The organism is Rhodococcus sp. 05-339-2 (assembly GCF_002258965.1).
Classification (GTDB): domain Bacteria; phylum Actinomycetota; class Actinomycetes; order Mycobacteriales; family Mycobacteriaceae; genus Rhodococcoides.
Genome location: NZ_NOYW01000004.1, coordinates 261,943 through 288,571 on the forward strand (window position 1 = coordinate 261,943; position 26,629 = coordinate 288,571).

The following is a 26,629-nucleotide window of genomic DNA, read 5'->3' on the forward strand; positions in this document are numbered from 1 at the left end:
TCACTGCCTCCAGTGCTGTAAGAGTGTGTCGATTCCGTCGAGGATGCGGACCCAGGACTGCTGCGAGTCGGGGGCACTGTGAGCGAACGAGCCGGCCGCATCGAGGCTCGCGTAGCCGTGAAAGACACTGCCGAGCAATCGAACTGCGTGCACCTGATCCTCTTCGCCGAGGTCGTACCCGCGGAGAATCGCCTTCATCATCGCCGAGTGACGCACGCCCGCACTCGCGAGAGCGGTCTCGTGATCGAGCGGAAACTGCGTCGCTGCATAGCGACCTGGATGTTCGCGCGAATAGTCGAGATACGCGTCGGCGACGGCAACCAGAGCGTCCTTGCCCGCTCGGCCTGCCAGGGCCTCGGACACCCGATCGGCCAGTTCCTCCAACGCCAGCAGCGCGATCCCGACGTTCAACTCGTGCGAGTTCTTCAGATGCGAGTACAGGCTCGCCACCTTCACGTCGAAGCGTCTGGCTATCTCGCTGGCAGTCACGCGATCGAAGCCGACCTCATCGGCCAGATCCGCTCCTGCTGCCACGATGCGCTGCGCGGTCAATCCTGCGCGTGCCATGTCGGCCTCCTCGTCGATTCGAGGACACCGTAACCAAAACTAATAGCTTTAGGCAAATCCCTATATCGATCAGCGGCCTTGCCACGCCTCCCACAACTGTGCGTATCGTCCACCGGCCGCGACCAGCTCCTCGTGCGGACCCTGCTCCAGAATCCGGCCGTGCTCCAACACCACCACGCGGTCGGCCGCAGCGGCCTGCGTCAGGCGATGCGCGACGATCAACGTGCTGCGTCCCTTCGTGGCCGCCTCGGCGGCGGCCTCGAGATCGCGAGCACCGGAACTGCCGGCTTCCGCGGTGGCCTCGTCCAGCACCGCGACGGCGGGATCGGCGAGAACCAAACGCGCCAAGGCCAATTGCTGCGATTGTGCCGCGGTCAACTGGTGCCCGCCCTCACCGACGGCGGTGTCGAGTCCGTTCTCGAGCGCCTCGACCCACCCCCACGCTCCGACGGTACGCAGCGCGGCTTCGACGTCGCCGCGACCGGCAGCCGGTGCGGCGAGCCGCACGTCGTCGATCAATCGGCCGGCGAACACGTGGACCTCCTGACTGACGATCGCCACATGTCGTCGTAACCCGTCGCTGCCCAGCGCATCCAGTGATGCTCCGCCGACACGAACCGTCCCTGCCGTCGACGCCATGGAACCGGCCGCGATCGCTGCGATCGTGGATTTGCCTGCACCGGTGGATCCGACGAGTGCGACGGTCTCGCCGTCACCGACCTTCAGGTTCACCCCGTGCAGCACCTCGTGCCCGGACTCGTACTCGTGCCGCAGATCGGTGACGTCCAAGGTGGCGTCGGCGGGCACGGAACCGTCGCCGACGGGTCGCTCATCGGGGATGTCGATGACGCCGACCAGACGCGCCAACGACGCACCGGCGGACTGGATGTCGTCGAACGTGAACAGCAGGGTGCCGATCGGATTGAACAGGCGATGGAACAGCAGCGCTGCGGCCGTCGTCTCGCCGACGGTGACGTAATCGCCTCGTACGAGCAGGAATCCGGCCAGCAGGATCACCGACAGTCCGACGCACTCGGCGCGGTTGCTCCGAGATCCGAAGCGGGTGAACAGGCGGAACACGTCGACGCCGATGTCTCGGGCCTTCGCCGACGCTCGGTCGATCTCGCTCAGGTGCGCCGACTCGAGTCCGTACGCACGAACGGTTTTCGCGCCCTGCATGCTGCTGACGAACGACTGTGCTCGCTCCCCCATCGCGACGCGTTCGGCCGCGTACTTCGGCGCCGAGCGCGGCAGATACCACCGCAGCGCGAGGACGTACATCGGCAGCGCGACGAGCCCCGCCAGGCCGAGCCGCCAATCGATGCCGAGCATCGTGATCATGCTCAGACACACGAGCAGGATCGCGCCGACGAGCTGTGGGATCACCTCACCGATCGACTTGGCCATCACAGCGACGTCGTCGCCCACTCGGGAGAGCAAGTCGCCCTTGCCCACTCGCTCCAACGTCGCAACGGGCAGATGCAGCGCGCGGCGCACGACGGCCTCGCGCAGCGACGCCAGAATGCCCTCACCGAGAGTGCTGATGAGATAGCCGCTGAAACCGGTGACGATGCCGCCGATCACCGCGGCCACCGAGATCACGACGACGACACCGATGATCGTCGAGGTGTCGGCACCGTCGCGAACACGGTCGACCAGAACACCCAGCACGTAGACAGGCACCAGCGACATGGCCGCGGCAACCGCGCCGAGCAGCAGCGTCACCGCGGTGCGAACTTTCCGCAGACGCAGCTGTTCCAGCAGCCACCGACCGGAGCGAGCACCTGTGGCGATGGGAAGAAGTTCGGGGGTGGTCATCGCAGCACCGCGTCCTTGTACTGCGCGTCCGAGGACGCGAGATGGTGGTGCGTGCCCTCGGCGACGACGCGACCGTCGTCGACGACGAGAACGCGATGGGTCACCGACAGCAACGCGGGGCTCGTGGTGATGAGGATCGTTGTCTGCGAGCCTCGTTCGGTATGTCGAAGTTCGGCGATGCCGCGGGCGATGGCGTGCTCGGTGACGGCGTCGACGGCCGTGGTGGGGTCGTGCAGCACCAGGACCGGGGCGTCGACCGACAGTGCGCGCGCCAACGCCACTCGCTGGCGTTGGCCGCCCGACAGGCTGGCTCCGCGGTCGGTGACGGCGTGATCGAGACCGGCCTCGTGCAATTCGACGACATCGGTGGCCGCGGAGGCGTGCAGCACGACGTCGAGTTCGGCGTCGGGCCGCTCCCGGCCTGCGGTGACATTGCTGCGGACGGTTCCCGCGAACAGGTCGGTGATGTGGGGTTCGACGAGCACGGTCTCTCGGGCGCGTCGAAGATCGATCTCTCCCGCCGAAATACCGCCGATACGAACCGATCCGGTGTAGTCGGCGTCGGAGATCTGACCGGACAGCAGCGTAGCGAGCGCTTCCCCGTCCTGCGGCCGGTACGTGACCACGCCGAGCATCTCGCCCGGTTCGGTGCGGAACGTGAGACCGTCGAGCGATCGGAACCGAACGTCGTCGACGGCAAGATCTGTCTCTACCGGAACCGTTGACTCGGACTGCGGTAGAACGTGTTCCGCACCGAGTACGAGGGCGAGCCGATCGGCGGATCCGCGCACCATCGCCACCACGCCGGGGATCTTCGACAATCCGGTGAGAGGTTCGATGACGAACTGAGCGAGGCCGATGACGGTGATCAACTCACCGACCGAGATCCGGCCCTGCAGCGCGAACCACCCGGCGGTACCGGCGATCCCGACGGCCAGCAACGCGTTGACCGTTGCCGACAGGCCCTGATAGACGTTGTTCGCGCGAGCGAGCTTCAGAGTCGCAGCCAACGCTGTTCGACTCGATGTCACGAATCGCTGCGTCGCGGCATCTTCGGCACCGATTCCGCGAAGCGGCCGGACACCGCTGACCAGATCGGTTGCCATACCCGACACCCCGGCCACCTCGGCCTGCTGCGCGGTGGCAGCACGGGTCAGCAACGGAGCGAGTCGTTGCAGCGCGATGAGGATGACCGGTGTCCCGATGACGACGGCGAGACCGAGCGGAACGTCGATCACGATCAGCGCGACGGCGGACGCGACGACCGCCACCGCGGACGCGAAGACCCGTGCGATCAGATCGAGAATCCAGGACTCCTTCTCGGCGTCGGACGTCGAGACCGTCAGCAACTCGCCCGCCGACAACTCGGTACGCACACCCCGCGGATCGAGGACGCGACCGGCGACCTCCACGCGCACCAGGTGCGCCTCCCGCTCGATGGCGACCACGATGATGCGGGCACCGATCCGCCACGCGTACGACAGGGTGACGAACAAGGCCGCCAGACCGACCAACGAGAGCACCATCGCGGTCACATCACCGGTGTCGATGGCCCGCGAGACGATCAGTCCGATCGCCACCGGGACCATCGTTTCGCACAGTTGATGCACCCCGAACAGCAGCGACGAGACGATCAGGCGGGTGCGATGCCGTCGAACGGTGCGACGCAGAATTGCGGAGCCGGTGGCCGGAGAGGGCACCTCCACCACTGTCCGAGCACGGCGGAGCGGCACAGAAACGGTCATTTGCTGCAGCCTAGGGCATCGGGAACTGGCGATGGGGTGCCACATTTACATAGAGTCGGGACCAGCGAACACCATGTAAGCCCAGCAGAGAGTACGGAGAACACCATGCCTGCCAAGACCTCCACCGACAACGACATCGCCGACGAAGACATCGTCCCACTCGAATACGAGACGGCCAGCCAGGCTCAGCGCGTCGTCGCGGCCTACGCGACCGATGCCGACGAGTGCCGCATGTTGCTGTCGATGTTGGGTATAGATCCCGTAGCGAAGACCGACTGACGCTCTTCGCAGGACTGTTTACCCAAGGATCTACAAGCGGATTGGACAGTTGTGGCTGACGCCTCGCAGGGTTCGGATTTTGTCGTCGTAGCCAACCGGTTGCCGGTCGATCTGGAAAAGCTCCCGGACGGGAGCACACGATGGAAGCGAAGCCCTGGCGGGTTGGTCACCGCTCTCGAACCGATTCTGCGTGCCAACAAGGGCGCGTGGGTGGGGTGGGTCGGCGTCTCGGACGTCGACGTCGAGCCGTTCGTCGAGGACGACCTGCAGCTGCGGCCGGTGCCGATCAGCGAGAAGGAGTACACCCAGTACTACGAGGGCTTCTCCAACGCGACACTGTGGCCGCTCTACCACGACGTCATCGTCAAGCCGGAGTACGACCGCGACTGGTGGAACGCCTACGTCGAGGTGAACCGTCGCTTCGCCGAGAAGACATCCGAGGCCGCGGCACAGGGGGCGACGGTCTGGATTCAGGACTACCAGCTCCAGCTCGTCCCGAAGATGCTGCGGATGCTGCGCCCCGACCTGACCATCGGATTCTTTCTGCACATCCCGTTCCCGCCGATCGAGCTGTTCATGCAGATGCCGTGGCGCACCGAGATCGTCGAAGGACTGCTCGGTGCGGACCTCATCGGGTTCCACCTGTCCGGCGGTGCCCAGAACTTCCTCTACCTTGCCCGACGCCTCGCCGGGGGAACCACGTCCCGCGGAACCGTCGGAGTGCGGTCGAAGTTGGGCGTCGTGCAGGTCGGCTTCCGGACCGTGCGAGTCGGCGCGTTTCCGATCTCCATCGATTCCGGTGACCTCGACACCAAGTCTCGCTCCAAGGCCGTCCGTGATCGGGCCAAGCAACTGCGCAAGGACCTGGGCAACCCCAAGCGCATCATGCTCGGCGTCGATCGCCTCGACTACACCAAGGGAATCGACGTTCGGCTCAACGCGTTCCGCGAACTGCTCGAAGAGGGCCGCGTCGATCCGGCCGAGAACGTCATCGTGCAGTTGGCGACGCCCAGCCGTGAGCGCGTCGAGAGCTATGTCGCCATGCGCGGTGAGATCGAGCAGCAGGTGGGCCGCATCAACGGCGAGTACGGCCAGGTGGGCCACCCCGTGGTGCACTACCTGCACCGGCCCATCCCCCGCGACGACCTGCTGGCCTACTTCGTCGCCGCCGACGTCATGCTGGTCACGCCACTGCGCGACGGCATGAACCTGGTCGCCAAGGAGTACGTGGCCTGCCGCAGCGATCTCGGTGGCGCACTGGTACTCAGTGAATTCACCGGTGCCGCAGCCGAATTGCGACAGGCATACCTGTGCAACCCGCACGACCTCGACAGCGTGAAGGACGCGATCATCGGAGCCCTCGAGCAGGACCCGGAGTCGGGCAAGCGTCACATGCGCGCCATGCGCAGGCAGGTTCTCGCCCACGACGTCGATCGCTGGGCCCGCTCCTTCCTGACCGCGCTCGCAGCGCCGGCGGAGGGCACCAACCTCACCCGATAAATTCGCTTTCCTTCGAACCGTCGACGGCTGTAACTTTGCCGTCGACGGTTTCTTTTTGTGTATTCCAACAGTGAGGAGGTGGGCATCGTGGCCACCTGGACGAGCGCACACCCGAGCCCACGTCACTCCTCTCCGAAGGAACCCTCGCATGTCCTCTCTACTTCACTACGGCCTCGATCGGCACTGGCTCGATGAGTTCGAAAAGCATTCTCAGGACGCAGTTCTCGCCCGCGTAGTTCGCGTCGACCGCGGCGGATTCGACGCCGCCACCGAGAACGGAATCGCTCGATGTACGGGCGGTGCCGTCTGCACCGGGGATTGGGTGGCACTCGACGGAGAATCGTTCCGGCTGATCGCCATCCTGCCCCGCCGCACGGCCGTCGAACGCGCCTCCGCCGGAACCACATCCGACACACAGGTTCTCGCAGCCAACGTCGATACCGTCGTCGTCACGGTCGCGTCGGACACCGACCTCGACCTCGGTCGCGTCGAGCGCTACATCACCCTTGCCTGGGGCAGCGGCGCTGTTCCCGTCCTCGCGATAACCAAGACCGACAGCGGAAGCGTCGCCGAAGAAGTGTTGTCGTCCGCCGCGCCGGGCGTCACCGTGTGCAGCACCAGTGCAGTATCGGACGGCGGAATCGATTCGCTGGCAGCACATCTGCGCGGCACGGTCGCCCTGATCGGCCCGTCGGGATCGGGCAAGTCGACACTCGGCAACGCTCTGTTGGGCGGTGCGGTTCTCGCCACCGGGTCGACCCGCGAGGGCGACGGCAAAGGCAGGCACACGACGGTGCATCGGGAATTGGTGCCCATCCCGGAGAGAGAACTGGTGCTGCTCGACACGCCTGGACTACGTTCGGTGGGCGTCCAAGGATCGGAAGACGCTGTGGCGAGTGCCTTCTCCGACATCAACGAACTCGCCGCGTCGTGTCGATTCGCTGACTGCGCGCACGAACGCGAACCCGGGTGCGCGGTACTAGCCGCCGTCGACGCGGGCGAGCTCACCGAGAGACGGTTAAGCAACTACCGAAAGCTGTTGCGGGAGAACGCCTGGGCCACCTCCAGGCACGATGCACGAGCACGCAGCGAGAAGCTGCGTGAGTACAAGCAGATCTCGACGTCGCTGCGCCAGAAGTACGCAGTCGACGGTAGAGGGCGGTAGGTCAGCTCTCGTCGAACAGTGAGGGGCTGTCGGTCTCCGTCTCGGCCTGCCGAGCCGAACCTTCACTGTTCGACGCCTTGCGCACCACCTCGACCGTGGTGGTGCGTACCGACAACCGATGACCGTCGTGATGCTCGAGCAACGCCAGACCCTGACGGATCTCGAGCACCTTCCACGGGCCGGCATGCCCGGACGCCTGAACCAGGTCGCCTGGTGCGATCTCGGAAGCCACTGTTGTTCTCCATTCAGCGAGCAATCGGGTTCGAGCAAGTCTGTGACACACACCCTATCGGGCCTGCCTGGCCCGCATCTCACTTGCTCGTCGAACAATTTAGGAGTACTCATGTAATAGTTGTAGATATACAAGCATTATCGCGGAGGTGAACGTGGGCGAGTTGACTCGACGACACCGGTATCTCGTGCTCGGCATCTGCTGCCTGAGCCTGTTCCTCGTCAGCACCGACAACACGATCGTCAACGTCGCGCTGCCGTCGATGCGCGCGGATCTGAACGCATCGGTCTCGGGTCTGCAGTGGATCATCGACGCATACACGCTGGTCGTGGCATCGCTGTTGATGCTCGGCGGCTCGATGGCCGACAAGTACGGCCGCAAGCGCTTCTTCCTGATCGGCACCGGAACGTTCGTCCTCGGCTCCCTGCTGTGCAGCATCGCACCGTCGCTCGGCTGGCTCGTCGCCTTCCGCATGCTCCAGGCAATCGGCGGCTCGATGATGAACCCTGTCGCGATGTCGATCATCACCAACACCTTCACCGATCCGAAAGAACGCGCAGGAGCGATCGGCATGTGGGGTGCCGTCGTCGGCATCTCGATGTCGGCCGGCCCCGCCCTCGGCGGAGTCCTCGTCACCGGTGCCGGTTGGCAGTCGATCTTCTGGATCAACGTTCCGATCGGAATCTTCGCGCTGGCGATGACACTGAAGTTCGTCCCGGAATCCAAAGCCGAACACTCACGCAAATTCGACCCTGCAGGCCAGTTCCTCATCTTCGCGTTCCTCGCGTCCCTCGTGTTCACCATCATCGAAGGTCCCGCGAAGGGTTGGGGATCCCCGCTGATCGTGTTCACCGGTGCCGTCGCCGTCGGCTCTCTCGTCGGACTGCTGGTGGTCGAGTCGCGGATCGAGGAACCGCTCATCCAACTGAAGTTCTTCAGGAGCGCACCCTTCAGCGGAGCGACGGTGATCGCCGTGTGCGCGTTCGCATCCCTCGGCGGATTCCTGTTCCTCAACACCCTCTACCTGCAGGACGTGCGCGGATACTCACCACTGCACGCCGGTCTCTACACCCTGCCGATGGCGTTGATGACCTTGATCTTCGCGCCGATCTCCGGTCGCATCGTCGGCACCCTCGGAGCGCGCATTCCGCTGCTCGTCGCCGGAGTCGGCTTCGTGGCCTCGGCACTGATGCTCACCCGACTGACTCCGACGACGTCGTTCGCATGGCTGGCCGTCGCATACGTGATCTTCGGAATATCCTTCGGCATGGTCAACGCCCCGATCACCAACACCGCGGTGTCCGGAATGCCACGCAGCCAGGCCGGAGTGGCATCGGCCATCGCATCGACGAGCAGGCAGGTGGGCCAGTCGCTCGGCGTGGCCGTCGTTGGATCCATCGTCACGGCGAGCATCGTCGGCGAGATCTCCGATGGCTTCACCGCCGCCGCGGTTCCTGCCTGGTTCGTCATCGCAGGCGCAGGCGTGATCGTCACCGCGCTCGCAGTGGTCACCACTGGCCGATGGGCACGCGCAACCGCCGATCGAATCGACCAACCGGTGCTCGTATGACCGGCGATGCAGCACACGTCTGGCGCGAGATGCGCGCACTGATGCTCGAGAAGCACGACACCCGAAGAGCCGTCGCCGACGCCACCGGGATGAGTTTCCTGCGAGCAAAGCTGCTGACCAAGTTGCTCACCGGCGATCGGACGATCACCGAGCTGGCCGAGATCCTCGCCTCCGACGCGCCGTACGTCTCGCTCAACGTCCGCGAACTCGAGAAGCGCGAGCTGGTTCTGCGTACCGAAGATCCCGAGGATCGCCGACGCCGCATCATCGGGCTCACCGTTACCGGACGTCTCCTCGCCGAGAAAGCCCGAGCGATCGCCGACGCCCCGCCACCGGAATTCACGACAGTCTCTGCCGAAGATCTGGCGCACCTACGTCGGATTCTGCAACTGCCCTGATGTTCAGAGGACAGTGCTCGAGCGGCGGATGGTGTCGAGTGGGGTGCCGATTTCGACGAGCGCGCGCATGGTCGCTGCTTCCATACCCGGTGAGCCGCAGACCAGGATCTGGCGATCCGGGAACGGCCCCTGCGTTGCGACGACGTCGGCCACACTGCCCTCCCAGCAATGCTCCGGCTCGAAAAATGATGCGCTGGAACCGATCTCGGCATGAATGCGGTCGTTCCATCGATCCGACGCCCACGGCTCGTGCAACTGATCGACCACGGGTACCACTGTCAACCACCGGAACTCCGCTGCCATCAGCCACAGCATGTCGCCCGCATACAGATCACGAGGCGACTTACCGCCGACGAAGAGCGTCACGTTCGGCGGCTGCTCGCGACGTGTGAGGTCCAGCAGAATCGCCCGCAACGGAGCGAGACCGGTCCCACCCGCGATCATGACCACATCGCGCCCCGAATCGTCGACATGGAGACCACCCTGCGGATCGCTGATCTGCCACACATGACCGGGCCGCGTCTCGTTGACGATCGATCCGCTCACCCAACCGGCAGGCACGGCTCGAACATGGAATTCCAGCTTGCCGTCTCGAGAAGGCGGCAACGCAGGTGAGTACCGCCGCGTCAGAGCAGTGTTCTGAGGAACCGTGACCGACACCGACTGGCCCGCCCGAAACGGCACCGCGTCGCCCTCGAGTCTGATCACGGCGAGATCGTTCCGAAGACGGTGATACTGAACGACCGTCGAACTCCACGCCTGCATGCCGACCAGAATAGGGGTCGGTGCCGGGTGTCTCGCAAACGCGCGCGCATTCGCTGAACGCGCGCGAAATGGCGACCACATCACCGGCAAAACTGCGCGCACCCGACAAGAGCGCGCGCGTTTGCGAGGAGGTGCGCCCGAGACACCCAACGCAGCCCCCGTGAACCGATCCCGACCCGCACAGCCCAGCCCAAGCTCGCTCCCTCAGCACCACTCGCCACCGCAAACGCGCGCGCATTCGCTGAACGCGCGCGAAATGGCGACCGAATCACCGGCAAAACTGCGTGCACCCGACAAAAGCGCGCGCGTTTGCGAGGAGATGCGCCCGAGACACCCACAACGCAGCCCCCGTGAACCGAGCCCGACCCGCACAGCCCAGCCCCGCCCAGGTTCGCTCCCTCAGCACCACTCGCCACCGCAAACGCGCGCGCATTCGCTGAACGCGCGCGAAATGGCGACCGAATTACCGGCAAAACTGCGCGCACCCGACAAAAGCGCGCGCGTTTGCGAACAGACGGGGCCGAAACTGCGCGCACCTGACAAGGGCGCGCGCGTTTGCGAAGAAATGAGCGGGAGAAACGTGAAGCGAATCTAACGCTGGTGGCGTGGCTTCCAGACCACGAGGGCGTTGCGCTGGATCGGCACCAGGTCGCGTCGATAACTGGCGTGCACGTTGGCCAAATCCTGAGCCAACTCGGAAACCCGAGCCTGTAATGCCTCGACCTGATTGGTCAGCTCGATGATGCGCTTGATACCGGCGAGGTTGACGCCTTCGTCCTGCGAGAGTCGCTGTACTTCACGAAGCAGCGCGACATCACGCGGCGAGTAGCGGCGCCCACCGCCGGTGGTGCGGTGGGGGGTGACCAAACCGAGTCGATCGTAGGTGCGCAGCGTCTGCGCGTGCATGCCGGCCAGCTGTGCCGCCACCGAGATCACGAAGACCTGGGCGTCGGGATCAGCTTGACCGCCACCGGCTTTCGCGGATCCACCCTCGGGAGGGACCGACATCACACACCTGCCCACCCGGCCCGCGGGTCGAATCCGCTGGCCTTCTCGGCTTCCAGATAAGTCTTCAGAGCGTCGGTGGCAGCATCGTCCAGTTTTTGCGGGACGGCAACTTTGACGGTCACCATCAGATCGCCGGTACCGGATTTCTTCGGGACGCCGCGACCGCGCACGCGCAGCACTCGGCCGTCGACGGTTCCCGGTGGAACCTTCACGCCGACGCGACCCTCGAGGGTGGGCACCGACAGCGTGGTACCGAGCACCAGTTCGCCGTAGCTCACCGGAACGGTCACCGTCAGGTCGTCGCCGCTGCGGCCGAATACCTTGTCGGGCTTGACCCGAACCGTCACGAACAGGTCGCCCGACGGTGCACCGCGCAGTCCCGCTTCGCCCTGACCGGCGAGTCGCACCTTCTGGCCGTCGCTGATGCCGGCCGGGACTCGCACGGTGATGGTGCGGGTGCGGTTCTGCACTCCGGTTCCGCGGCAGTCGGCGCACGGGTCGTCGATGATGGATCCGCTTCCGCGGCAGTCGTCGCACGGCTCACTGAAGCCGAACGCGCCTTGGTTTCTGTTGACGACGCCTTGGCCGTTGCATCGGGGGCACACCCGCGGGCTGGTTCCGGGCTTCGCGCCGCTGCCGTGGCAGGTGGTGCACGAGGACGGGCTGGTCAGCTTCAAGGGGACCGTAACGCCCTGTGCCGCTTCACGGAACTGCAGCGAGGTCTCGGTCTCGACGTCGCTGCCGCGTCGGGGCCGGTTGCTCTGGGTGCGCTGCTGCGCGCCGCCGCGATTGAACAGGCCGCCGAACAGGTCGCCGATTCCGCCGTCGCCGCCGCCCTGACCGAAGATGTCGCCGACGTCGAAGGTCTGGCCTCCACCGCCGAATCCGCCTGCACCGGGCGAGAATCCACCGCCACCGCGGCTACCGAATCCGCCCGAGGCGAACAGTCGTCGTGCTTCGTCGTATTCCTTGCGCTTGGCCGGGTCGGCAAGGACGGCATGCGCCTCACTGACCGCCTTGAACTTGTTCTCGGCCGAGGCGTTGCCGGGATTGGCGTCGGGGTGGTTGTCCCGAGCCAACTTTCGGTACGCCTTCTTGATTTCTTCTGCAGTCGCGCTGGAGGAAACGCCCAGCTCCTTGTAGAAGTCCTTCTCGATCCACTCCCGCTGGCTCACCGGGCGTTTCCTCCTCTCGCGCTATTTCTGTTTACTGCTCGTCGGACGCAGGTGCATCCGATTCTTGTGCTGCGCTGTCCACCACGCCGACCATCGCGGTCCGCAGAACGCGTTCGCCGAGCTTGTAGCCCGGACGCATCAGCGTCCCGACGACGGGACTGCTGCCGTCGCCCTCGTGAGAGACGGCCTCGTGGATGGCCGGGTCGAAGGCGTCGCCCTCGGCCCCGAAGGTGGTCAGGCCGATGTTCGAGAACACCCCTGCCAACTTGTCTGCCACTGCCTTGAGCGGTCCGGTTTCGAGATCGCCGTGCTGGCGGGCTCGCTCGAGGTCGTCGAGAACCGGAAGAAGCTGCGAGACGACGGACGCCTTCGCGTTCTCCGCTCCGGTCTGCTTCTCTCGGTCGGTGCGACGCCGGTAGTTGGCGTACTCCGCCGAGACGCGCTGCAGATCGGCGGTGAGTTCGGCAACCTGCGTGTCACGCGGGTCTTCGACTACGTCACCGTCGACGGTCCCTTCGTCCACCGAGTCGGGCTGGGGCGCAGCCCCGGTGCCCACGAGGGGCTCCGGAACTGCGTCACCTTCCCGTACTTCACCGGTCTCGGGATCGATCTTTCGCTTGTCCACGAAAGTGACCGGTTCTTGCTCGGTGTTCTCCGACGTCACTTCTTGTCCGTGTCGTCGGCGGGCTCGTCGACAACCTCTGCGTCGACAACACCGTCGTCAGCGGCCTGCGCGCCACCCTCTGCGCCGCCCTGCTCCTTGGCCTGAGCCTCGTAGATGGCGGTGCCGAGAGCCTGCGACTCGGTCGAGAGCTTCTCCACGGCGGTCTTGACTGCCGAGATGTCGCTGCCCGCGAGAGCCGTCTTGGCGTCGGCGATGGCGGTTTCGACGCGTCCCTTGAGCTCGGCGTCGACCTTGTCCTCGTTGTCCTTGACGAACTTCTCCGTCTGGTGGACGAGGGACTCGGCCTGGTTGCGAACCTCGGCCTCTTCGCGACGAGCCTTGTCCTCGTCTGCGTGAGCTTCCGCGTCGGCGACCATGCGGTCGATCTCTTCCTTGGACAGGCCGGAGCCGTCCTGGATCTTGATCGTGTTCTCCTTGCCGGTGCCCTTGTCCTTGGCCGTGACGTGCACGATGCCGTTGGCGTCGATGTCGAAGGTGACCTCGATCTGCGGGACGCCGCGAGGAGCCGGCGGCAGCTCGGTCAGCTCGAAGGAGCCGAGGAGCTTGTTGTGCGAGGCGATCTCGCGCTCACCCTGGAAGACCTGGATCTGCACCGAGGGCTGATTGTCGTCAGCGGTGGTGAAGGTCTCGGAACGCTTCGTCGGGATGGTGGTGTTGCGCTCGATGAGCTTGGTCATCACGCCACCCTTGGTCTCGATGCCGAGGGACAGCGGCGTGACGTCGAGGAGCAGAACGTCCTTGACCTCACCCTTGAGCACACCGGCCTGCAGTGCAGCACCGACGGCCACGACCTCGTCCGGGTTGACGCCCTTGTTGGGCTCGCGTCCACCGGAGAGTTCCTTGACCAGCTCGGAGACGGCGGGCATACGCGTCGAACCACCGACGAGCACGACGTGGTCGATGTCCTTGACGGCGATGCCGGAGTCCTTGACCACTGCCTGGAACGGCGCGCGGGTGCGGTCGAGCAGGTCGGAGGTGATCTTCTGGAACTCCGAGCGGCTGAGCTGCTCGTCGAGGAACAGCGGGTTCTTGTCGCCGTCGACCGTGATGTACGGGAGGTTGATCGAGGTGCTCTGCCCGGAGGACAGTTCGATCTTCGCCTTCTCGGCGGCCTCACGCAGACGCTGCAGCGCCATCTTGTCCTTGGTCAGATCGATGCCGTTCTGAGCCTTGAACTTGTCGACGAGCCAGGTCACGATGCGCTCGTCCCAGTCGTCGCCACCGAGGTGGTTGTCGCCGGACGTCGCACGGACCTCGACGACGCCGTCGCCGATTTCCAGGAGCGAGACGTCGAACGTGCCGCCACCGAGGTCGAACACGAGAATGGTCTGCTCGCTGTCGCCCTTGTCCAGGCCGTATGCGAGAGCTGCCGCGGTGGGCTCGTTGACGATGCGCAGGACGTTGAGACCGGCGATCTGGCCGGCTTCCTTCGTGGCCTGACGCTGTGCGTCCTCGAAGTACGCGGGAACGGTGATGACCGCGTCGGTGATTTCCTCACCCAGGTATGCCTCGGCGTCGCGCTTGAGCTTCTGCAGCGTGCGCGCGGAGATCTCCTGAGGGGTGTACTTCTTACCGTCGATCTCCACGGTCCAGTCCGTGCCGACGTGGCGCTTCACGGAACGAATCGTGCGATCGACGTTGGTGACCGCCTGGTTCTTCGCGGGCTGGCCGACCAGCACTTCACCGTTCTTGGCGAAAGCGACGATCGACGGGGTGGTGCGTGATCCCTCGGAGTTGGCGACGACAACCGGTTCGCCGCCCTCGAGGACGGACACGACCGAGTTGGTGGTCCCGAGGTCGATACCGACCGCACGAGCCATAATGTTTCCTCCTGTTATTGCGTGGATTCAGTCCCTGGGTGAGCGAACTCCACTCAAGTTTGCATAACGCGATCTGTTGCGTCAACTTCCAACTTGAGCCTCATCCACTCAAGGCTGCTGACCTGCACAACGGAGGGTGTGGCGAATTTGTTCCCGAGGGAGCGGCTGCGCCGCACGTGCATGGAAATTCGGTGCCTGCTACGAACTTCTACTCACATGGGGCGAAGCCCCTCCACAGCAGTACGCCGCGACGATCAGCAAGGATCGTCGCGGCGCAGCGGGGAGAAAGCTGTTGCGGAAGGAATTACTCGGCAGGCTCCTCGGCCGGTGCGGGAATGCAGCTGTGGCTGAGCAGGCCACCGGTGATGTTGTCGAGGAAGTTCGCATCGAGTGCACTGGCGAATGCCGCGGCACCGGCGGGACGAGCGATCCATTCACGATCGACCGAGGGCACGGTGTACGTGGCCGCTTCGCCTGCCTCGATGGTCGCCTCGGTGTTCTGACCCTGCACGCCCGGCAGTGCGCCGTAGTTGACGTTGATGTTCGAGGCGTCGTCCGCGCCGACGTTGTCGACCTTGACCTGCAGTGCGACGACACCACCCTCGGGTGCGTCCTCGACCGTGGTGTCGCAGACGGCGGCCATGGTCACCACCAGGTCCGGGCTTTCGAGCACCACCGAGCCGAGCGGGCCGACGGGTTCGGGTGCCGGTTCGGCCGATGCTGCCGGTGCGAGGGCGACCGCACCGATGGCGGCGGCCAGAGCGGCCGTCGAGGCCAGGATCGATGTGCGGGCAAGACGTCGCATGAACAACTCCTGTAGCTGAGGGGGATGTGACTCATGAGTCTGATGTGACAGATGGGTCAGTTGGTACCTGACTCACTATGGCCTATCCGAATCAGACATTCCACACCAGGCGGTCTCGATTCGATGACATTCGCATATCGAAGCAAAGGGCCCCTGACGAATCACACCCGTGTAGTTCGGCGTAGGTTTCACCGGTCGGCGAGCCAGGTTTCACCGCTCACCGATCAGGGGAACCACAACCCTGCGGATCGGCCGCGCCCTACGTAGGGTTGAGGAAAAGCGAGGCTACGGAGGCACATGGATCCCGAAGTGCAGCACGAACCGAGCGAGATCACCTACGACGAGAAGTTCTATCCGGCTCGGCCGAAACCACTTCGACCCTCGGTGCGTCGCGCCAACCGAAGCAACAGCCCCACTCCCGACAGCGAACCGGTGGCGTCGAACCCCGAGTACGTGGACTGGCTCACCGAACAGTCGATGCTGCGCGATGCCAAGTTGATCGCCGAGCAACTCTCGGGCAAGGGCAGCATGTGGCAGAACCCGTATGCCGACCCCGATCCGCGCGCCGCCGTCGAGCGCGCACCGGTGTGGTTCACCGCGTACCCCATCTCGGTGATCAACGCCCCACAGACGAGTTTCCTGAGCACTCTCGGCGACGAGAAGCTGTGGCAGGCGTTCTCCGAAATCGGTGTCACCGCAGTGCATACCGGCCCGGTGAAGGTGGCAGGCGGTATCCACGGTTGGCGTCCGACCCCCTCGGTCGACGGACACTTCGACCGGATCGGCATGCAGATCGACCCCGCATTCGGATCGGAAGAAGAGTTCCGACGCCTGTGCGTGGTGGCCTCGGCGTACGACGGCATCGTGATCGACGACATCGTTCCCGGCCACACCGGCAAGGGCGCGGACTTCAGACTCGCCGAGATGGCCGTGGCCGACTACCCCGGCATCTACCACATGGTCGAGATCGAACCGCAGGACTGGCATCTGCTGCCGCGAGTGCGGGCCGGTGCCGATTCTCAGAACATCGACGCCGAGGCCGAGGCCAATCTCGCCCGCGCCGGATACATCATCGGTCAGCTGCAGCGTGTCATCTTCTACGAGCTCGGCGTGAAGGAAACCAACTGGAGCGCAACACCTCCCGTCGTCGGTATCGACGGCGTCGAACGTCGCTGGGTGTACCTGCACTACTTCAAGGCCGGTCAGCCGTCGATCAACTGGCTCGATCCCTCCTTCGCCGGAATGCGACTGGTGATCGGCGACGCATGCCATTCCATCGCCGATCTGGGTGCAGGCGCACTGCGGTTGGACGCCAACGGTTTTCTCGGTGTGGAGCGTCGAGCCGAGGGACCGGGCTGGTCCGAGGGCCATCCACTGTCCGAGGCAGCGAACCACCTGATCGCCAGCGTGGTGCGCAAGATGGGCGGGTTCACCTTCCAGGAGCTGAACCTGACCATCGACGACATCAAGGCCATGGGTGCCAACGGAGCCGATCTGTCGTACGACTTCATCAACCGCCCGGCATATCAGCATGCCCTCGTCATGGGGAACACCGAATTCCTCAGGCTCACCATGACTTTGGCCCGCGATCACGGCGTCGACACGGCGTCTCTGGTGCACGCGTTGCAGAACCACGACGAGATGACGTTCGAGCTCATCCACTTCGCCACCCTGCACGCCGAGGACGAGTTCACCTACGGCGGCGAGGCGGTCAAGGGCAGCGATCTGGGCGACCGTATTCGCGGTGAGCTGACCGATCGACTCACCGGACGGTGGGCACCGTACAACCGAACGTTCACCACCAACGGAATCGCCTGCACCACAGCGAGCGTGATCACCGCATCGCTGGGCATCCGCGATCTGGACCGCATGGACGAGCGAGACATCGACACCGTCAAGCGGGCCCACCTGCTGTTGGCGATGTACAACGCGTTGCAGCCGGGCGTGTTCGCCCTGTCGGGCTGGGATCTGCTCGGCATTCTGCCCATCGACGCCGAGGAGGTCGACGACCTCATCCGCGAAGGTGACACTCGGTGGCTCAACCGTGGTGCACACGATCTGATGGGGTACTTCCCCGAAGCCGTGCGCTCGGAGTCGGGGATTCCCCGCGGGCGCAGCCTGTACGGCTCGCTCCCCGAGCAGCTGGCCGACCCACAGTCGTTCGCCCGCCAGTTGGCGCGAATCATCGAGTTGCGCAAGCGGTTCGGAATCGCAACCGCTCAGCAGATCGACATTCCGACGGTCTCGCACAAGGGCCTGCTGGTCATGGTGCACGAGCTCAGCCAGGGAACCATCCAAGCGACGGTACTCAACTTCTCGTCAGAGGAGATCAGTGCCACCATCCAGTCCAAGCACCTGGTGCCCGGTACCTGCGCGGTCGATGTCTTCGACGACAACGAGATCGCCACCGTTGACGAGCTGAACAGCTTCCCGATGACCCTGCGTCCGTACGAGGGTGTGCCGGTGGTGCTGCGCTGAGACAGCGGCCCGTCACCGCCGACGGATAGACTCCTGCGCGTGGCCGATGAACAGAACGACCCGACATCGCGGAGGCCCCGCCCTCCCCGTCCGCAACCACCGCGGCCCGATGTCGCCGTCGAACCGCTGCGGCCACGGCAGGAGCCCACTTCCTCGGTACTGCCGAAGGTCGCGAATGCGCTGTGGGCACTGACAGCGGCACTGATTCTCGCGTTGGCCGCCGCGGTCGCCCTGAACTGGGAGCCTGTGCTCTCCGGCGTCGAAACTGCAGTAGCGCAACAAGATTCGACAGCAAGTGCGGCCGACGTCCGCAACACTGCCTCGGCCACGCTGCTGTCCAGTGGGGCCGCCGCGGCTGTGCTCGTGCTGCTCGGTTTCGTCGCACTGAATCTACTGCGCAATGCAGCGACGTCGTCGAAGGTCCTGATGGGCGCGGTCGGAATCCTGACCGTCGGTGCATCGATCACGTTCTCGACGTTCGTCTCCGACGCTCCCGCGTTGCTCGGTGGCGTCCTGCACTGGGGGCCGTTCGTCGTCGCGGGTACCTCCGCGGCCACCACCCTCGTCGCGCTCGCACCCCGGCGCTGACGAGTCGCGTCCGCGCGTCCGAAGAACACACGGTACCGGTCATCGTGTGGTTGAGTGAGTGCCCACGTCCAGGAAGGTGCCTGCCGATGGTTGACGGAAACGATGGCCATCCCAGATTGCGGGTGGTCGGAGTCGGCAGTTCGGCCGGTGGACTGGACGCGGTCGCCAAGTTCCTCTCCGGAGCTCCGGCCGCCGCTTCCTGGTGTTTCGTCGTAGCTCAGCACCGAGCTCCGAATCAGGACAGTGCCCTGGTGGAACTTCTCTCGCACCACACGACGATGGCAGTGGTGGCCGCCGTGGAGGGAGCGAAGCTCGAACCGGGGGTCGTCTACGTGGGGCCTCCCGGCTCGGACATCGTGGTCGCGAAGGACTCGATACGACTTCCGCAACCCAGTCCACACAAGCGACCATGGCCGAACATCGATCGGTTGCTGCAGTCGTTGGCCTCGGAATTCGGCCCCGACGCCGTGGGCGTGGTCCTGTCCGGCAGCGGCGGTGACGGTGCCGCCGGGGCGACCGCGATCCGCGACGGCGGCGGGGTCGTTGCAGTCCAGGACCCGACGACCGCGGCCTTCGAGCAGATGCCCACCTCCACCCTCGACACCGGGTCGGTGAATCTGACCGCTCCTGCCGAGTCCATCGGCACCGAACTACACGACCTGTTGTTCGGACGATCGGCGCGCCCTGCGGACGAGAAGACCGGTCCCACAACGGACGGGACAGCGGACGACCGACCCCGGTCGGAGGTCTCGACCGACACCCCGGATCCGGACGCGGCAGATCTGGCGACGATCGTCGAGTGCCTGCGCCTGGCCACCGGTATCGACTACTCGGGCTATAAGCGTTCGACGTTGAGTCGACAGATCGAGCGTCGTCGACACGGTAAAGGGATCTCGGTGGCCGAGTATGCCGCCTCGCTGGCGGACGACACCGCCGAAGCCGGTGCACTCGCACGAGCGATTCTCGTCAGTGTCACCTCGTTCTTCCGCGACGGAGCAGTGTGGGAGAGCGTCGGACTGCGGTTGAAGACCGTGGTCCGTTCGCTGGCGGCTCACGAACCCCTCCGCCTGTGGATACCCGGATGTGCAACGGGAGAAGAGGCTTACACGATTGCGATGTTGGCTGCCGATGCTCTCGATGGTGTCGAGAACAGGAGTGGGCTGAGCAGCAGATTGAAGGTGTTCGCGACCGACCTCGACGACGCTGCGCTGACCGTCGCGCGGCGAGGCCAGTACCGCGCCACCGAGGTCGAGGCCGTTCCACAACGGCTTCGTGACCGATGGATGTATCAGTCCACCGCCGGATGGGCCGTCGTCCCGGAACTGCGCGAGTGCATGATCATCGCTCGCCACAATGTGGCGTACGACCCGCCGTTTCCTCGGGTGCACCTGATCTCGCTCCGCAACACACTCATCTATTTCGAGCCGCGCCTGCAGGCACGGGTGATGGATCTGTGCCACTACGCCCTGGTGCCGGACGGGCTCGTCGTCCTCGGCTTGTCGGAGCGAATCTCCAATGTCGATGCCGTGTTCACCGCGGTCGACTACACACACCGAATCTACCGGCGGGGCGACTCGAGCCGCCTGCCGTCCATCGCCATGACTCGACGCCTTCAAGCTCCACCGGCCGGCGGGGCCAATTTCCCGAGCGGCACAGGCCCGACTCGCGCCGACACCGAACTCCCATACCGCCGCATACTCCAGATCACCTCGGCTCCGATGCTGATCGTCGACGACCGCGATGTACTGATCGAGGTGATCGGCGACGTCTCACGATGGTGCACGGTCGGCGAGGGTAGACAGACCGGGGCGGTGGCCGAGATCATCCGGGAACCCTATCGCCTCACGGTGCGGACGCTACTCAGTCGACTGCGTCAAACCGATTCCACAACTGTGGAATTGGTGGCCGGCGAGGCCCATCGCGTGCGCATCACGGGCGCTCGGGTATCGACGAAGTTCACGACCCGGACTGTCGTGTCGTTCCGCGCCGAGGAGTCTGCGCCCACGCACGGAACGGTGGATTCGTCCACACCCGTCCTGGACATGAATGCACAGCTCGACTCCACGCAGCGGGCGCTGGAGGCCATCGTCGCCGACCTCGGATCTTCGAACGAAGAACTGCAGGCGATGAACGAAGAGCTGCAGGCATCCTCGGAGGAATTACAGGCCACCACCGAAGAAGCCCAGGCCGCCAACGAGGAACTCGAAGCGACCAACGAGGAGCTGACGACCCTCAACCAAGAACTCCAAGCGCGCACCAACGAGGCGCAACAGGCCAACTCCGATCTCACCAACATTCAGTCGTCGCTCACCAGCGGACTGATCATCATCGACCGCGAACTGCGCGTCACCCGCTTCACTCCCCTCGCCGTTCGCTTGTTCTCGTTGATCGACGCGGACCGAGGCCGACCGCTCACAGCCATTCCCTCCACGGTCGAGATCCCCGGCCTCGAAGAGGACCTCAACGCGACACTCGACCATCGCCAGTCGCGCATACGCGAAATCAGCAGCGCCAACGCCGATTACCTTCTGCAGACCCAGCCCTACCTGGGTTCCGACGGCGACGTGCGGGGTGTCATCGTGGTGGTGACCGATGTCGGCGAGATCAGCGCCACGAGGCGGGCTCGCGATGCCGCACTGAGCAATTTTCACCTCGTTGCCGACTCCATCCGCGAGATAGTCTGGCAGCGCGACGCCACCGGCACGCTGACGTTCGTCAACTCACGCGTCGAGGACATCTACGGTCTCGACCGCGACAGGGTCATGGCGGAGCCGCGGCTACTTCTGTCGACCGTGCACCCGGAGGACCGAGACCGAGTCGCCACTGTTTCTGCTGCTGCCGAACAAGATTGGACATGCGAGTATCGCATCGTCCGTCCGGACGGATCGATTCGCTGGATCGAAGAAGTTGCCCACACGGTCCGTACGACCGACCCCGCCGACCGACTGGTCATCGGCAGCGCCGTCGATGTCACCGACCGCCGCGTCTTCGAGGACCAGGCAGCGGAGCGGAGCGCCGTACTCGACGCACTCTTCGGCACGGTCACCGCCGGAATCGTCGTGCTCGATCGCGAGAACCGGATACTGTCCATCAGCACCGGTTTCACGGCCATCACCCGATTCGAGCCACACGAATTGATCGGAACGAGCCTGTCGATGCTCATCGATCGAAGGGCCGGAGCCGTGGCCCCTTCACCCGAGATCGAACCGGGTCCGGCGAACAACGGTGCGTTCGACAGCTGGACGGTCGTCGACGCACATGGATCTTCGCATCCGATCAGTATCGAATTCCGTGCCGTACCGGTGAAATCCGATTCGCCCGCCGGACCGCATTCGGTTGCAATCGTTCACGACACCTCACGGATACGCGAAATCAGCGCCGACCTGGCCGCTCGGGAACAGTTCGACCGACACACCGGTCTGCTCACCAGGCAGTTCTTTCGATCACGCCTCGCCGAACTCCTGGATTCCGGGACCACGAGAGTCGCTGCACTGTGGATCGACCTGGACGACTTCAAGGAGATCAACGATCGCTTCGGGCATCGTGCGGGTGATGTCGTACTGCGCACGGTTGCTGCACGACTGCAGCAGGCTGCACGTCGACACGACATCGTCGGTCGTCTCGGCGGCGACGAATTCGCCGTTCTCGTGACCCGAAGCGAGGACCTGGACAGCCTCGAGATTCTGACGCACAGAATTCTTCTGGACTTACGGAACCCGATCACCCTCGTCGACGCGACGGTGTACGTCTCGGCATCGATCGGTATCGCCCTGAGTCCGGACGACGGCACAACTGCGGACGCACTGCTGCACAACGCCGACACGGCCATGTACGAAGCGAAGAAGTGCGGCCGTGACCGTCACATGTACTTCGCTGCAAGCATGAACGCAATCGCAGACGACCGGGCATCGATCCGCCAAGAGCTGGGAGAAGCGTTCCGCAACAAGGATTTCGAGTTGCACTACCAGCCGATCGTCGATGTGAGCACCGGCCGGGTGACGATGCTGGAGGCACTGGTCCGATGGCGACGGAACGGGGTCGTCGTTCCCGCTCAGGAGTTCATCGACCACGCCACTCAGACAGGCCATCTCCGGGCGTTGGGAAAGATCGTTCTCACGTTGCTCGATGCGGATCTGAACCTACTCGAAGACGAGCTCGGTGAGACCCGCCCACAGGTGGCCGCGAATTTCTCCGGAATCGAACTCGACGAACGCGACGTCATCGACCGTCTCATCACCTGGGCACCACCAGGAGGGTTCGACAAGCTCGTCATCGAAGTCACCGAATCGGCATTGCTCGACGAGCACGGTCGAGCCCGAGACACCCTGGGCATACTGAAACGATTCGGCGCAAAGATCAGCATCGACGACTTCGGCACCGGATACTCGAACCTCGAGCTGCTCGACAGACTCGAACCGGACGTCATCAAGATCGACCGATCTCTGCTTCAGCGAGCATCGAGTCACCCGCGCGGCCGAGCCATCCTCGATGCCGCTGTGCGACTGGCGAAAGCGCTCGATGCACGAACCGTCGTCGAAGGCGTGGAGAGCCAACAGATGTGGGACTACGTGTGCACACTGGGCGTGGACATGGCGCAGGGATATCACATTGCCCGACCGATGCCGCTACGCCAGGCGATCGACCGGATCGCCGCGACCGATTCGGCCCGATAGATCAGGCCAGAGACGCGAGTATTCCTTCGGCGCTGCGGGCCGCCGTGGCGCACGAGGTCGAGGTGAACCGGTCCAGCAGTGGATGCTCGGACAATGCGCGCCACTTGTGCACGGCCGCCAGCGCGGTGTCGCGCTGCTGAGCTCGTCCGGCATCGGGAGGCAGATCGAGTCGCTCGGTGGCAGCGATACCGAAGCCACCGATGATGCGCTGCAGCTCGAGCAGTCCGCCGTCGGGCAGTTTCGGTGTGGTGGAACGCAATCGACCGAGCAGACGCAGTTCGGCGAATCCGTGCACGTCGGCGAGCATTCGGCCGGCCTCGGTGCGAAGCGCGTGAGACTCCGGCCTGAACTCCAGGATCCGTTGCAGCGCAACCAGAGCCGAATGCAACTTCAGCTGGTCGGCACGTTGACCGAACTGCACGTCGATCACCGACCGAAGTTCGGTGAGCCCACTGCGCTCGACCAGATCGGCAGCCAGCGTCGGCGAATCGCGCACCCCGAGCCGAATCAACGTCACAGCCATCCGAATACCGAACAGCCCGAACCGGTCGACGATGCTGGCCCGCAGCGCTGCATCGACCGGGAGCGTGCTCTCCGCGCGCACGAAACGGTCGGCCGAGAGCATCGCCAACTGCAGATCCTCGGTGGGCACCGTCGCCAGCATCTCGAAGGCCGCGAACTCGTTCTGCCGCAGGGTTTCCGCGCCGAGCGCGAGCAGTCCTGCAACCGGAACCACCGCCTGGCACAGGCCGGTGGCCTCGAGTTCGGACGCGAATCGCGCAGCGACCTCCTTGGCCGACATCATCGCGTCCATCCGCCCCGAACCCACCTCGTCGGCTCGCGAGACGACGCCGATCACACCGAGCGGTCCCGAATCGCCGCCCACGTGCGCGCCGATCTGACCGAGAAACGACACGTCGGTCGCATTGAGAGTGCGCAGCAGATACACGACGGCGTCCGCACCCGACGACGAGTTCTCGGGCGTGAGCATCGCCAACGTGCGTGCCGACACATCTCGCGACAGAGACGAGGTACCGGGGGTGTCGATGATCGTCGTCTGTGCCAAAGCGCTTGCAGGCCATTCGACGTCGAGTCGGTCGACCTGTGCGGCCGTCAACGACCCGAGGTCGAAGGTCAATCGCCCGTCGCGCCGTTGCACCGGCACGTTCGCGGCTCGGTCGCCGTCGTACCAGGCCGTGACGGCGGGAGTGACGCCGTTGCGGTACCACGTGACGACCTTCGTGCACTCGGTGGCGTCGGTCGGGGCGATATCCTGGCCGACGAGAGAATTCAGCAGCGTGGACTTACCTGCCTTGAGTGATCCCGCGAGGGCCACCCGCAGCGGCTCGTCCAGGCGGTACAGGCATTCGTCGAGCATCCAGGACGCTTCGGCATCACCGGAGTACGTCGATCGTGCCGCAGAGATGAGGTCGCGGGCCCGGGCGAGAGCCGCCACGCTCATACGGCAGCGTCCTCGACCAGAGACACTGCCCGAGAATTCAGTTCGGCCACCACCCGCATGTCCTTCTCCAGCGCGGCGATGCGAGCGGCACGGTCGGTGTTGTCGGCAGCGGCGGCCTCCTGCGCCGAGCGCAACGACTCGTTGAGCGAGCGCAGCGTCTGCTCGGCGATCGAGGTGAAGTGATCACGCAGGACTCGCTGAATCTGCCGCAGCCGGTCCTTGGACTCCTTGCCCACCTGGAAGCTGACGTCGTCGGTGAATCGCCTGATCGCGATCTTGGCCTCGGACCGCCGCGCTTTGACGCGGTTCTCCTTGTCCTCCTTGTACGCCTTGGTGCCCAGCAGTACGCCCGCACCGATCGAAATCGGGTTGAGCAGACTCAATCCGACGAACGTGGTGATCAGGCCGAACATCAGCACACCGCCGTAAGACCCGCGCATTCCCACCAGGACCTTCTGGGTGATTCCGATACGACCGGATTCCAGATCGGCCAGGGACGAGACGGGATCGAGGACGTTGTCGAGATCACCGAGATCCAGATCGGGCAACGCTGCCGCTCCGGACGAGGCGAAGTGTTCGGCCACCAACTCCGAAAGCCACAGTGCCCGTTCGTGAGCCCAGACGAAGTTGTCGCCCACCGACGCGGCGATCTGCTCCTCGAGCCACTCGCCGAGCTGCGGCCAATCCTTGCCCGGATCCCCCTCGTCGACGGTCTCTTCCGCTTCCCGGGTGACGCGCCGCAACCGGTCGCGCAGATCGTGATCGATGTCGGAGGCGAGATCGGCGATACCGTCACCGAGGGTCTGCTGCCATTGCGACGACCGCTTGTGCAGCTCCTCGGCGGCGGCCTTGGCGCGCTGCAGCCCGGCGACGGCCGCGGCGGCCCGCTCCGGATCCTTCAGTGCCGCAAGCTCACTACCGAACGAGAGCGTCAGATGTTCGGTGACGGAACGGACATCGAGCGAGACCGAGGAGCGCGCCAGCACATCCGCCCGGGCCACCACGTCGTCCCGCAGAAACGCGTAGAGCTGCTGGAAACCGGACTCGGCGTTGAGTTCCTCGTCGTTCAAACGCAGTGCGTGCGAACGCAACAGAGACGAGACCGGCAACATCTGCACGTCGATGCCTGCGCGATCCAGGTGTCCACGATTGGCCTCGACGATCTGCCGCCAGTGCGGATACAGGTCGATCTTGGTGATCAGCACCGCCACGGCCGGGCACAGTCCCTGCACCTGCCGGAGAAAGGACAGTTCCGGCTCGGTGAATTCGCGCGAGGCATCGGACACGACGAGCACCGCGTCGGCCGACGGAATGAGACCCAATGTGCCTGCAGCGTGAGGATTCGTGTGCCCACCGACTCCGGGAGTGTCGACCAGTACCAACCCGTCGGCGAGCAACGGGCTCGCCACCCCGATGTCCAGGCGCAACACCTCACGGCCCTGGGCCAGCGGACTCGACGGGGTGACCGTCGTGATCTGCTCGGGCGGAACATCGACTCGAATCGGTTCGTTGCCCGGATCGGCGAGTACGAGCTGCGCGGACAGGCTCTCGGCATTGGACACCACGGTCGGGATGGCGGTGGTCTCGTCGTCTCCGACCGAGCACACCGTCAGATTGAGCAGCGAATTCACGAACTGACTCTTGCCCTGCTTGAGCGGTCCGACCACGATGATGCGTCGACGTGGATCCAGCACTCGCGAGCGCGCCGCCTCGACTCGATCCACCAGGTCGGATCTTCCCGCCGATGTCGCCACCGCCGCGGTTCGGCTCAGCAGCTCTGCCAGCTCCGTAGATTGCCCGTCCATACGCTCGTGCTCACAACCGTTCTCGTCGACTTCCGCGGTACCCGGGCTCCACTGACGCCCAGGAACGAACTCTAGCCACGACTCGGCCCCG

General features: G+C 64.9%; 20 protein-coding genes. 8 read left to right on the forward strand and 12 right to left on the reverse strand.

The genetic code is table 11. From position 1 onward, the window contains the following. The 3 genes from CH273_RS02290 to CH273_RS02300 all read right to left on the reverse strand — a co-directional run bounded on the left by CH273_RS02290 (position 1) and on the right by CH273_RS02300 (position 4,130). Positions 1–567 (reverse strand): TetR/AcrR family transcriptional regulator, encoded by a 567-nt coding sequence (locus tag CH273_RS02290; RefSeq protein WP_032396064.1) that lies wholly within the window; start codon positions 565–567, stop codon positions 1–3. Between the two features lie 69 nt (positions 568–636). After that, positions 637–2,385, reverse strand: a complete 1,749-nt coding sequence (locus CH273_RS02295) for an ABC transporter ATP-binding protein (protein WP_032396065.1) — start codon at positions 2,383–2,385, stop codon at positions 637–639. Next, positions 2,382–4,130, reverse strand: a complete 1,749-nt coding sequence (locus tag CH273_RS02300) for an ABC transporter ATP-binding protein (protein ID WP_179275405.1) — start codon at positions 4,128–4,130, stop codon at positions 2,382–2,384. Before CH273_RS02300 ends, CH273_RS02295 begins: the two co-directional genes overlap by 4 nt. Positions 4,131–4,235: 105 nt before the next feature. Between CH273_RS02300 and CH273_RS27570 the strand changes: the two genes are divergently transcribed. The 3 genes from CH273_RS27570 to rsgA all read left to right on the forward strand — a co-directional run bounded on the left by CH273_RS27570 (position 4,236) and on the right by rsgA (position 7,074). Beyond that, positions 4,236–4,409, forward strand: coding sequence for a hypothetical protein (locus tag CH273_RS27570; RefSeq protein ID WP_008710019.1), 174 nt, complete (start codon positions 4,236–4,238; stop codon positions 4,407–4,409). A gap of 51 nt (positions 4,410–4,460) precedes the next feature. After that, entirely contained in the window at positions 4,461–5,909 is a 1,449-nt protein-coding gene (locus tag CH273_RS02305) for an alpha,alpha-trehalose-phosphate synthase (UDP-forming) (RefSeq protein ID WP_032396066.1), read from the forward strand. A 148-nt stretch (positions 5,910–6,057) separates the two neighbouring features. Beyond that, positions 6,058–7,074 carry a ribosome small subunit-dependent GTPase A gene (rsgA, locus tag CH273_RS02310; protein WP_032396067.1) on the forward strand — a complete coding sequence of 339 codons (1,017 nt, stop codon included), beginning with the start codon at positions 6,058–6,060 and terminating at the stop codon, positions 7,072–7,074. A 1-nt stretch (position 7,075) separates the two neighbouring features. On the opposite strand, the gene CH273_RS02315 is transcribed toward rsgA, so the two are convergent. Next, positions 7,076–7,306: a hypothetical protein gene (locus CH273_RS02315; RefSeq protein ID WP_032396068.1), complete on the reverse strand. Its 231-nt coding sequence runs from the start codon at positions 7,304–7,306 to the stop codon at positions 7,076–7,078. Between the two features lie 154 nt (positions 7,307–7,460). Between CH273_RS02315 and CH273_RS02320 the strand changes: the two genes are divergently transcribed. Both CH273_RS02320 and CH273_RS02325 read left to right on the forward strand, forming a co-directional pair. Beyond that, the gene (locus CH273_RS02320; protein WP_032396360.1) at positions 7,461–8,876 is read left to right on the forward strand and encodes an MFS transporter; all 1,416 of its coding nucleotides are present in this window, start codon (positions 7,461–7,463) and stop codon (positions 8,874–8,876) included. Next, positions 8,873–9,274, forward strand: coding sequence for a MarR family winged helix-turn-helix transcriptional regulator (locus CH273_RS02325; protein ID WP_032396069.1), 402 nt, complete (start codon positions 8,873–8,875; stop codon positions 9,272–9,274). Before CH273_RS02320 ends, CH273_RS02325 begins: the two co-directional genes overlap by 4 nt. A gap of 3 nt (positions 9,275–9,277) precedes the next feature. Here CH273_RS02325 and CH273_RS02330 read toward each other — a convergent pair whose 3' ends face one another. The 6 genes from CH273_RS02330 to CH273_RS02355 all read right to left on the reverse strand — a co-directional run bounded on the left by CH273_RS02330 (position 9,278) and on the right by CH273_RS02355 (position 15,532). Continuing rightward, the gene (locus tag CH273_RS02330; RefSeq protein WP_032396070.1) at positions 9,278–10,039 is read right to left on the reverse strand and encodes an FAD-binding oxidoreductase; all 762 of its coding nucleotides are present in this window, start codon (positions 10,037–10,039) and stop codon (positions 9,278–9,280) included. A gap of 591 nt (positions 10,040–10,630) precedes the next feature. Then, complete coding sequence (locus CH273_RS02335; RefSeq protein WP_045196872.1) at positions 10,631–11,047, reverse strand: heat shock protein transcriptional repressor HspR; 417 nt, start codon at positions 11,045–11,047, stop codon at positions 10,631–10,633. Then, complete coding sequence (gene dnaJ / locus CH273_RS02340) at positions 11,047–12,222, reverse strand: molecular chaperone DnaJ (protein ID WP_032396071.1); 1,176 nt, start codon at positions 12,220–12,222, stop codon at positions 11,047–11,049. The genes CH273_RS02335 and dnaJ overlap by 1 nt, the downstream gene beginning before the upstream one ends. 31 nt (positions 12,223–12,253) lie before the next feature. After that, positions 12,254–12,886, reverse strand: a complete 633-nt coding sequence (gene grpE, locus CH273_RS02345; RefSeq protein WP_032396072.1) for a nucleotide exchange factor GrpE — start codon at positions 12,884–12,886, stop codon at positions 12,254–12,256. Then, the gene (gene dnaK / locus CH273_RS02350; RefSeq protein WP_032376212.1) at positions 12,883–14,727 is read right to left on the reverse strand and encodes a molecular chaperone DnaK; all 1,845 of its coding nucleotides are present in this window, start codon (positions 14,725–14,727) and stop codon (positions 12,883–12,885) included. Before dnaK ends, grpE begins: the two co-directional genes overlap by 4 nt. Positions 14,728–15,031: 304 nt before the next feature. Beyond that, a complete protein-coding gene (locus CH273_RS02355) occupies positions 15,032–15,532 on the reverse strand; it encodes a hypothetical protein (protein ID WP_032396073.1) in 501 nt (166 codons plus the stop codon). A gap of 297 nt (positions 15,533–15,829) precedes the next feature. Here CH273_RS02355 and treS point away from each other — a divergent pair, with 297 nt between their 5' ends. The 3 genes from treS (at position 15,830) to CH273_RS02370 (ending at position 23,271) form a co-directional block, all read left to right on the forward strand. Then, on the forward strand, positions 15,830–18,010 hold the full coding sequence (gene treS / locus CH273_RS02360; protein WP_032396074.1) for a maltose alpha-D-glucosyltransferase: 2,181 nt from the start codon (positions 15,830–15,832) through the stop codon (positions 18,008–18,010). A 39-nt stretch (positions 18,011–18,049) separates the two neighbouring features. Further along, the gene (locus CH273_RS02365; RefSeq protein ID WP_032396075.1) at positions 18,050–18,598 is read left to right on the forward strand and encodes a hypothetical protein; all 549 of its coding nucleotides are present in this window, start codon (positions 18,050–18,052) and stop codon (positions 18,596–18,598) included. 86 nt (positions 18,599–18,684) lie between these two features. Then, positions 18,685–23,271, forward strand: a complete 4,587-nt coding sequence (locus CH273_RS02370; RefSeq protein WP_032396076.1) for an EAL domain-containing protein — start codon at positions 18,685–18,687, stop codon at positions 23,269–23,271. 1 nt (position 23,272) lies between these two features. On the opposite strand, the gene CH273_RS02375 is transcribed toward CH273_RS02370, so the two are convergent. Continuing rightward, entirely contained in the window at positions 23,273–24,733 is a 1,461-nt protein-coding gene (locus tag CH273_RS02375; protein WP_032396077.1) for a dynamin family protein, read from the reverse strand. Continuing rightward, positions 24,730–26,538, reverse strand: a complete 1,809-nt coding sequence (locus CH273_RS02380) for a dynamin family protein (RefSeq protein ID WP_032396078.1) — start codon at positions 26,536–26,538, stop codon at positions 24,730–24,732. Before CH273_RS02380 ends, CH273_RS02375 begins: the two co-directional genes overlap by 4 nt. Positions 26,539–26,629 lie beyond the last annotated feature (91 nt).

Bases quoted from the DNA above. Each gene is read 5' to 3' on its own strand.
- CH273_RS02380 (WP_032396078.1), bottom strand. From the start codon at position 26,538: ATGGACGGGCAATCTACGGAGCTGGCAGAGCTGCTGAGCCGAACCGCG.
- CH273_RS02355 (WP_032396073.1), bottom strand. From the start codon at position 15,532: ATGCGACGTCTTGCCCGCACATCGATCCTGGCCTCGACGGCCGCTCTG.
- CH273_RS02375 (WP_032396077.1), bottom strand. From the start codon at position 24,733: ATGAGCGTGGCGGCTCTCGCCCGGGCCCGCGACCTCATCTCTGCGGCA.
- CH273_RS27570 (WP_008710019.1), top strand. From the start codon at position 4,236: ATGCCTGCCAAGACCTCCACCGACAACGACATCGCCGACGAAGACATC.
- CH273_RS02335 (WP_045196872.1), bottom strand. From the start codon at position 11,047: ATGTCGGTCCCTCCCGAGGGTGGATCCGCGAAAGCCGGTGGCGGTCAA.
- CH273_RS02370 (WP_032396076.1), top strand. From the start codon at position 18,685: ATGGTTGACGGAAACGATGGCCATCCCAGATTGCGGGTGGTCGGAGTC.
- CH273_RS02295 (WP_032396065.1), bottom strand. From the start codon at position 2,385: ATGACCACCCCCGAACTTCTTCCCATCGCCACAGGTGCTCGCTCCGGT.
- CH273_RS02325 (WP_032396069.1), top strand. From the start codon at position 8,873: ATGACCGGCGATGCAGCACACGTCTGGCGCGAGATGCGCGCACTGATG.
- CH273_RS02300 (WP_179275405.1), bottom strand. From the start codon at position 4,130: ATGACCGTTTCTGTGCCGCTCCGCCGTGCTCGGACAGTGGTGGAGGTG.
- dnaK (WP_032376212.1), bottom strand. From the start codon at position 14,727: ATGGCTCGTGCGGTCGGTATCGACCTCGGGACCACCAACTCGGTCGTG.
- rsgA (WP_032396067.1), top strand. From the start codon at position 6,058: ATGTCCTCTCTACTTCACTACGGCCTCGATCGGCACTGGCTCGATGAG.
- CH273_RS02290 (WP_032396064.1), bottom strand. From the start codon at position 567: ATGGCACGCGCAGGATTGACCGCGCAGCGCATCGTGGCAGCAGGAGCG.
- CH273_RS02330 (WP_032396070.1), bottom strand. From the start codon at position 10,039: ATGCAGGCGTGGAGTTCGACGGTCGTTCAGTATCACCGTCTTCGGAAC.
- treS (WP_032396074.1), top strand. From the start codon at position 15,830: ATGGATCCCGAAGTGCAGCACGAACCGAGCGAGATCACCTACGACGAG.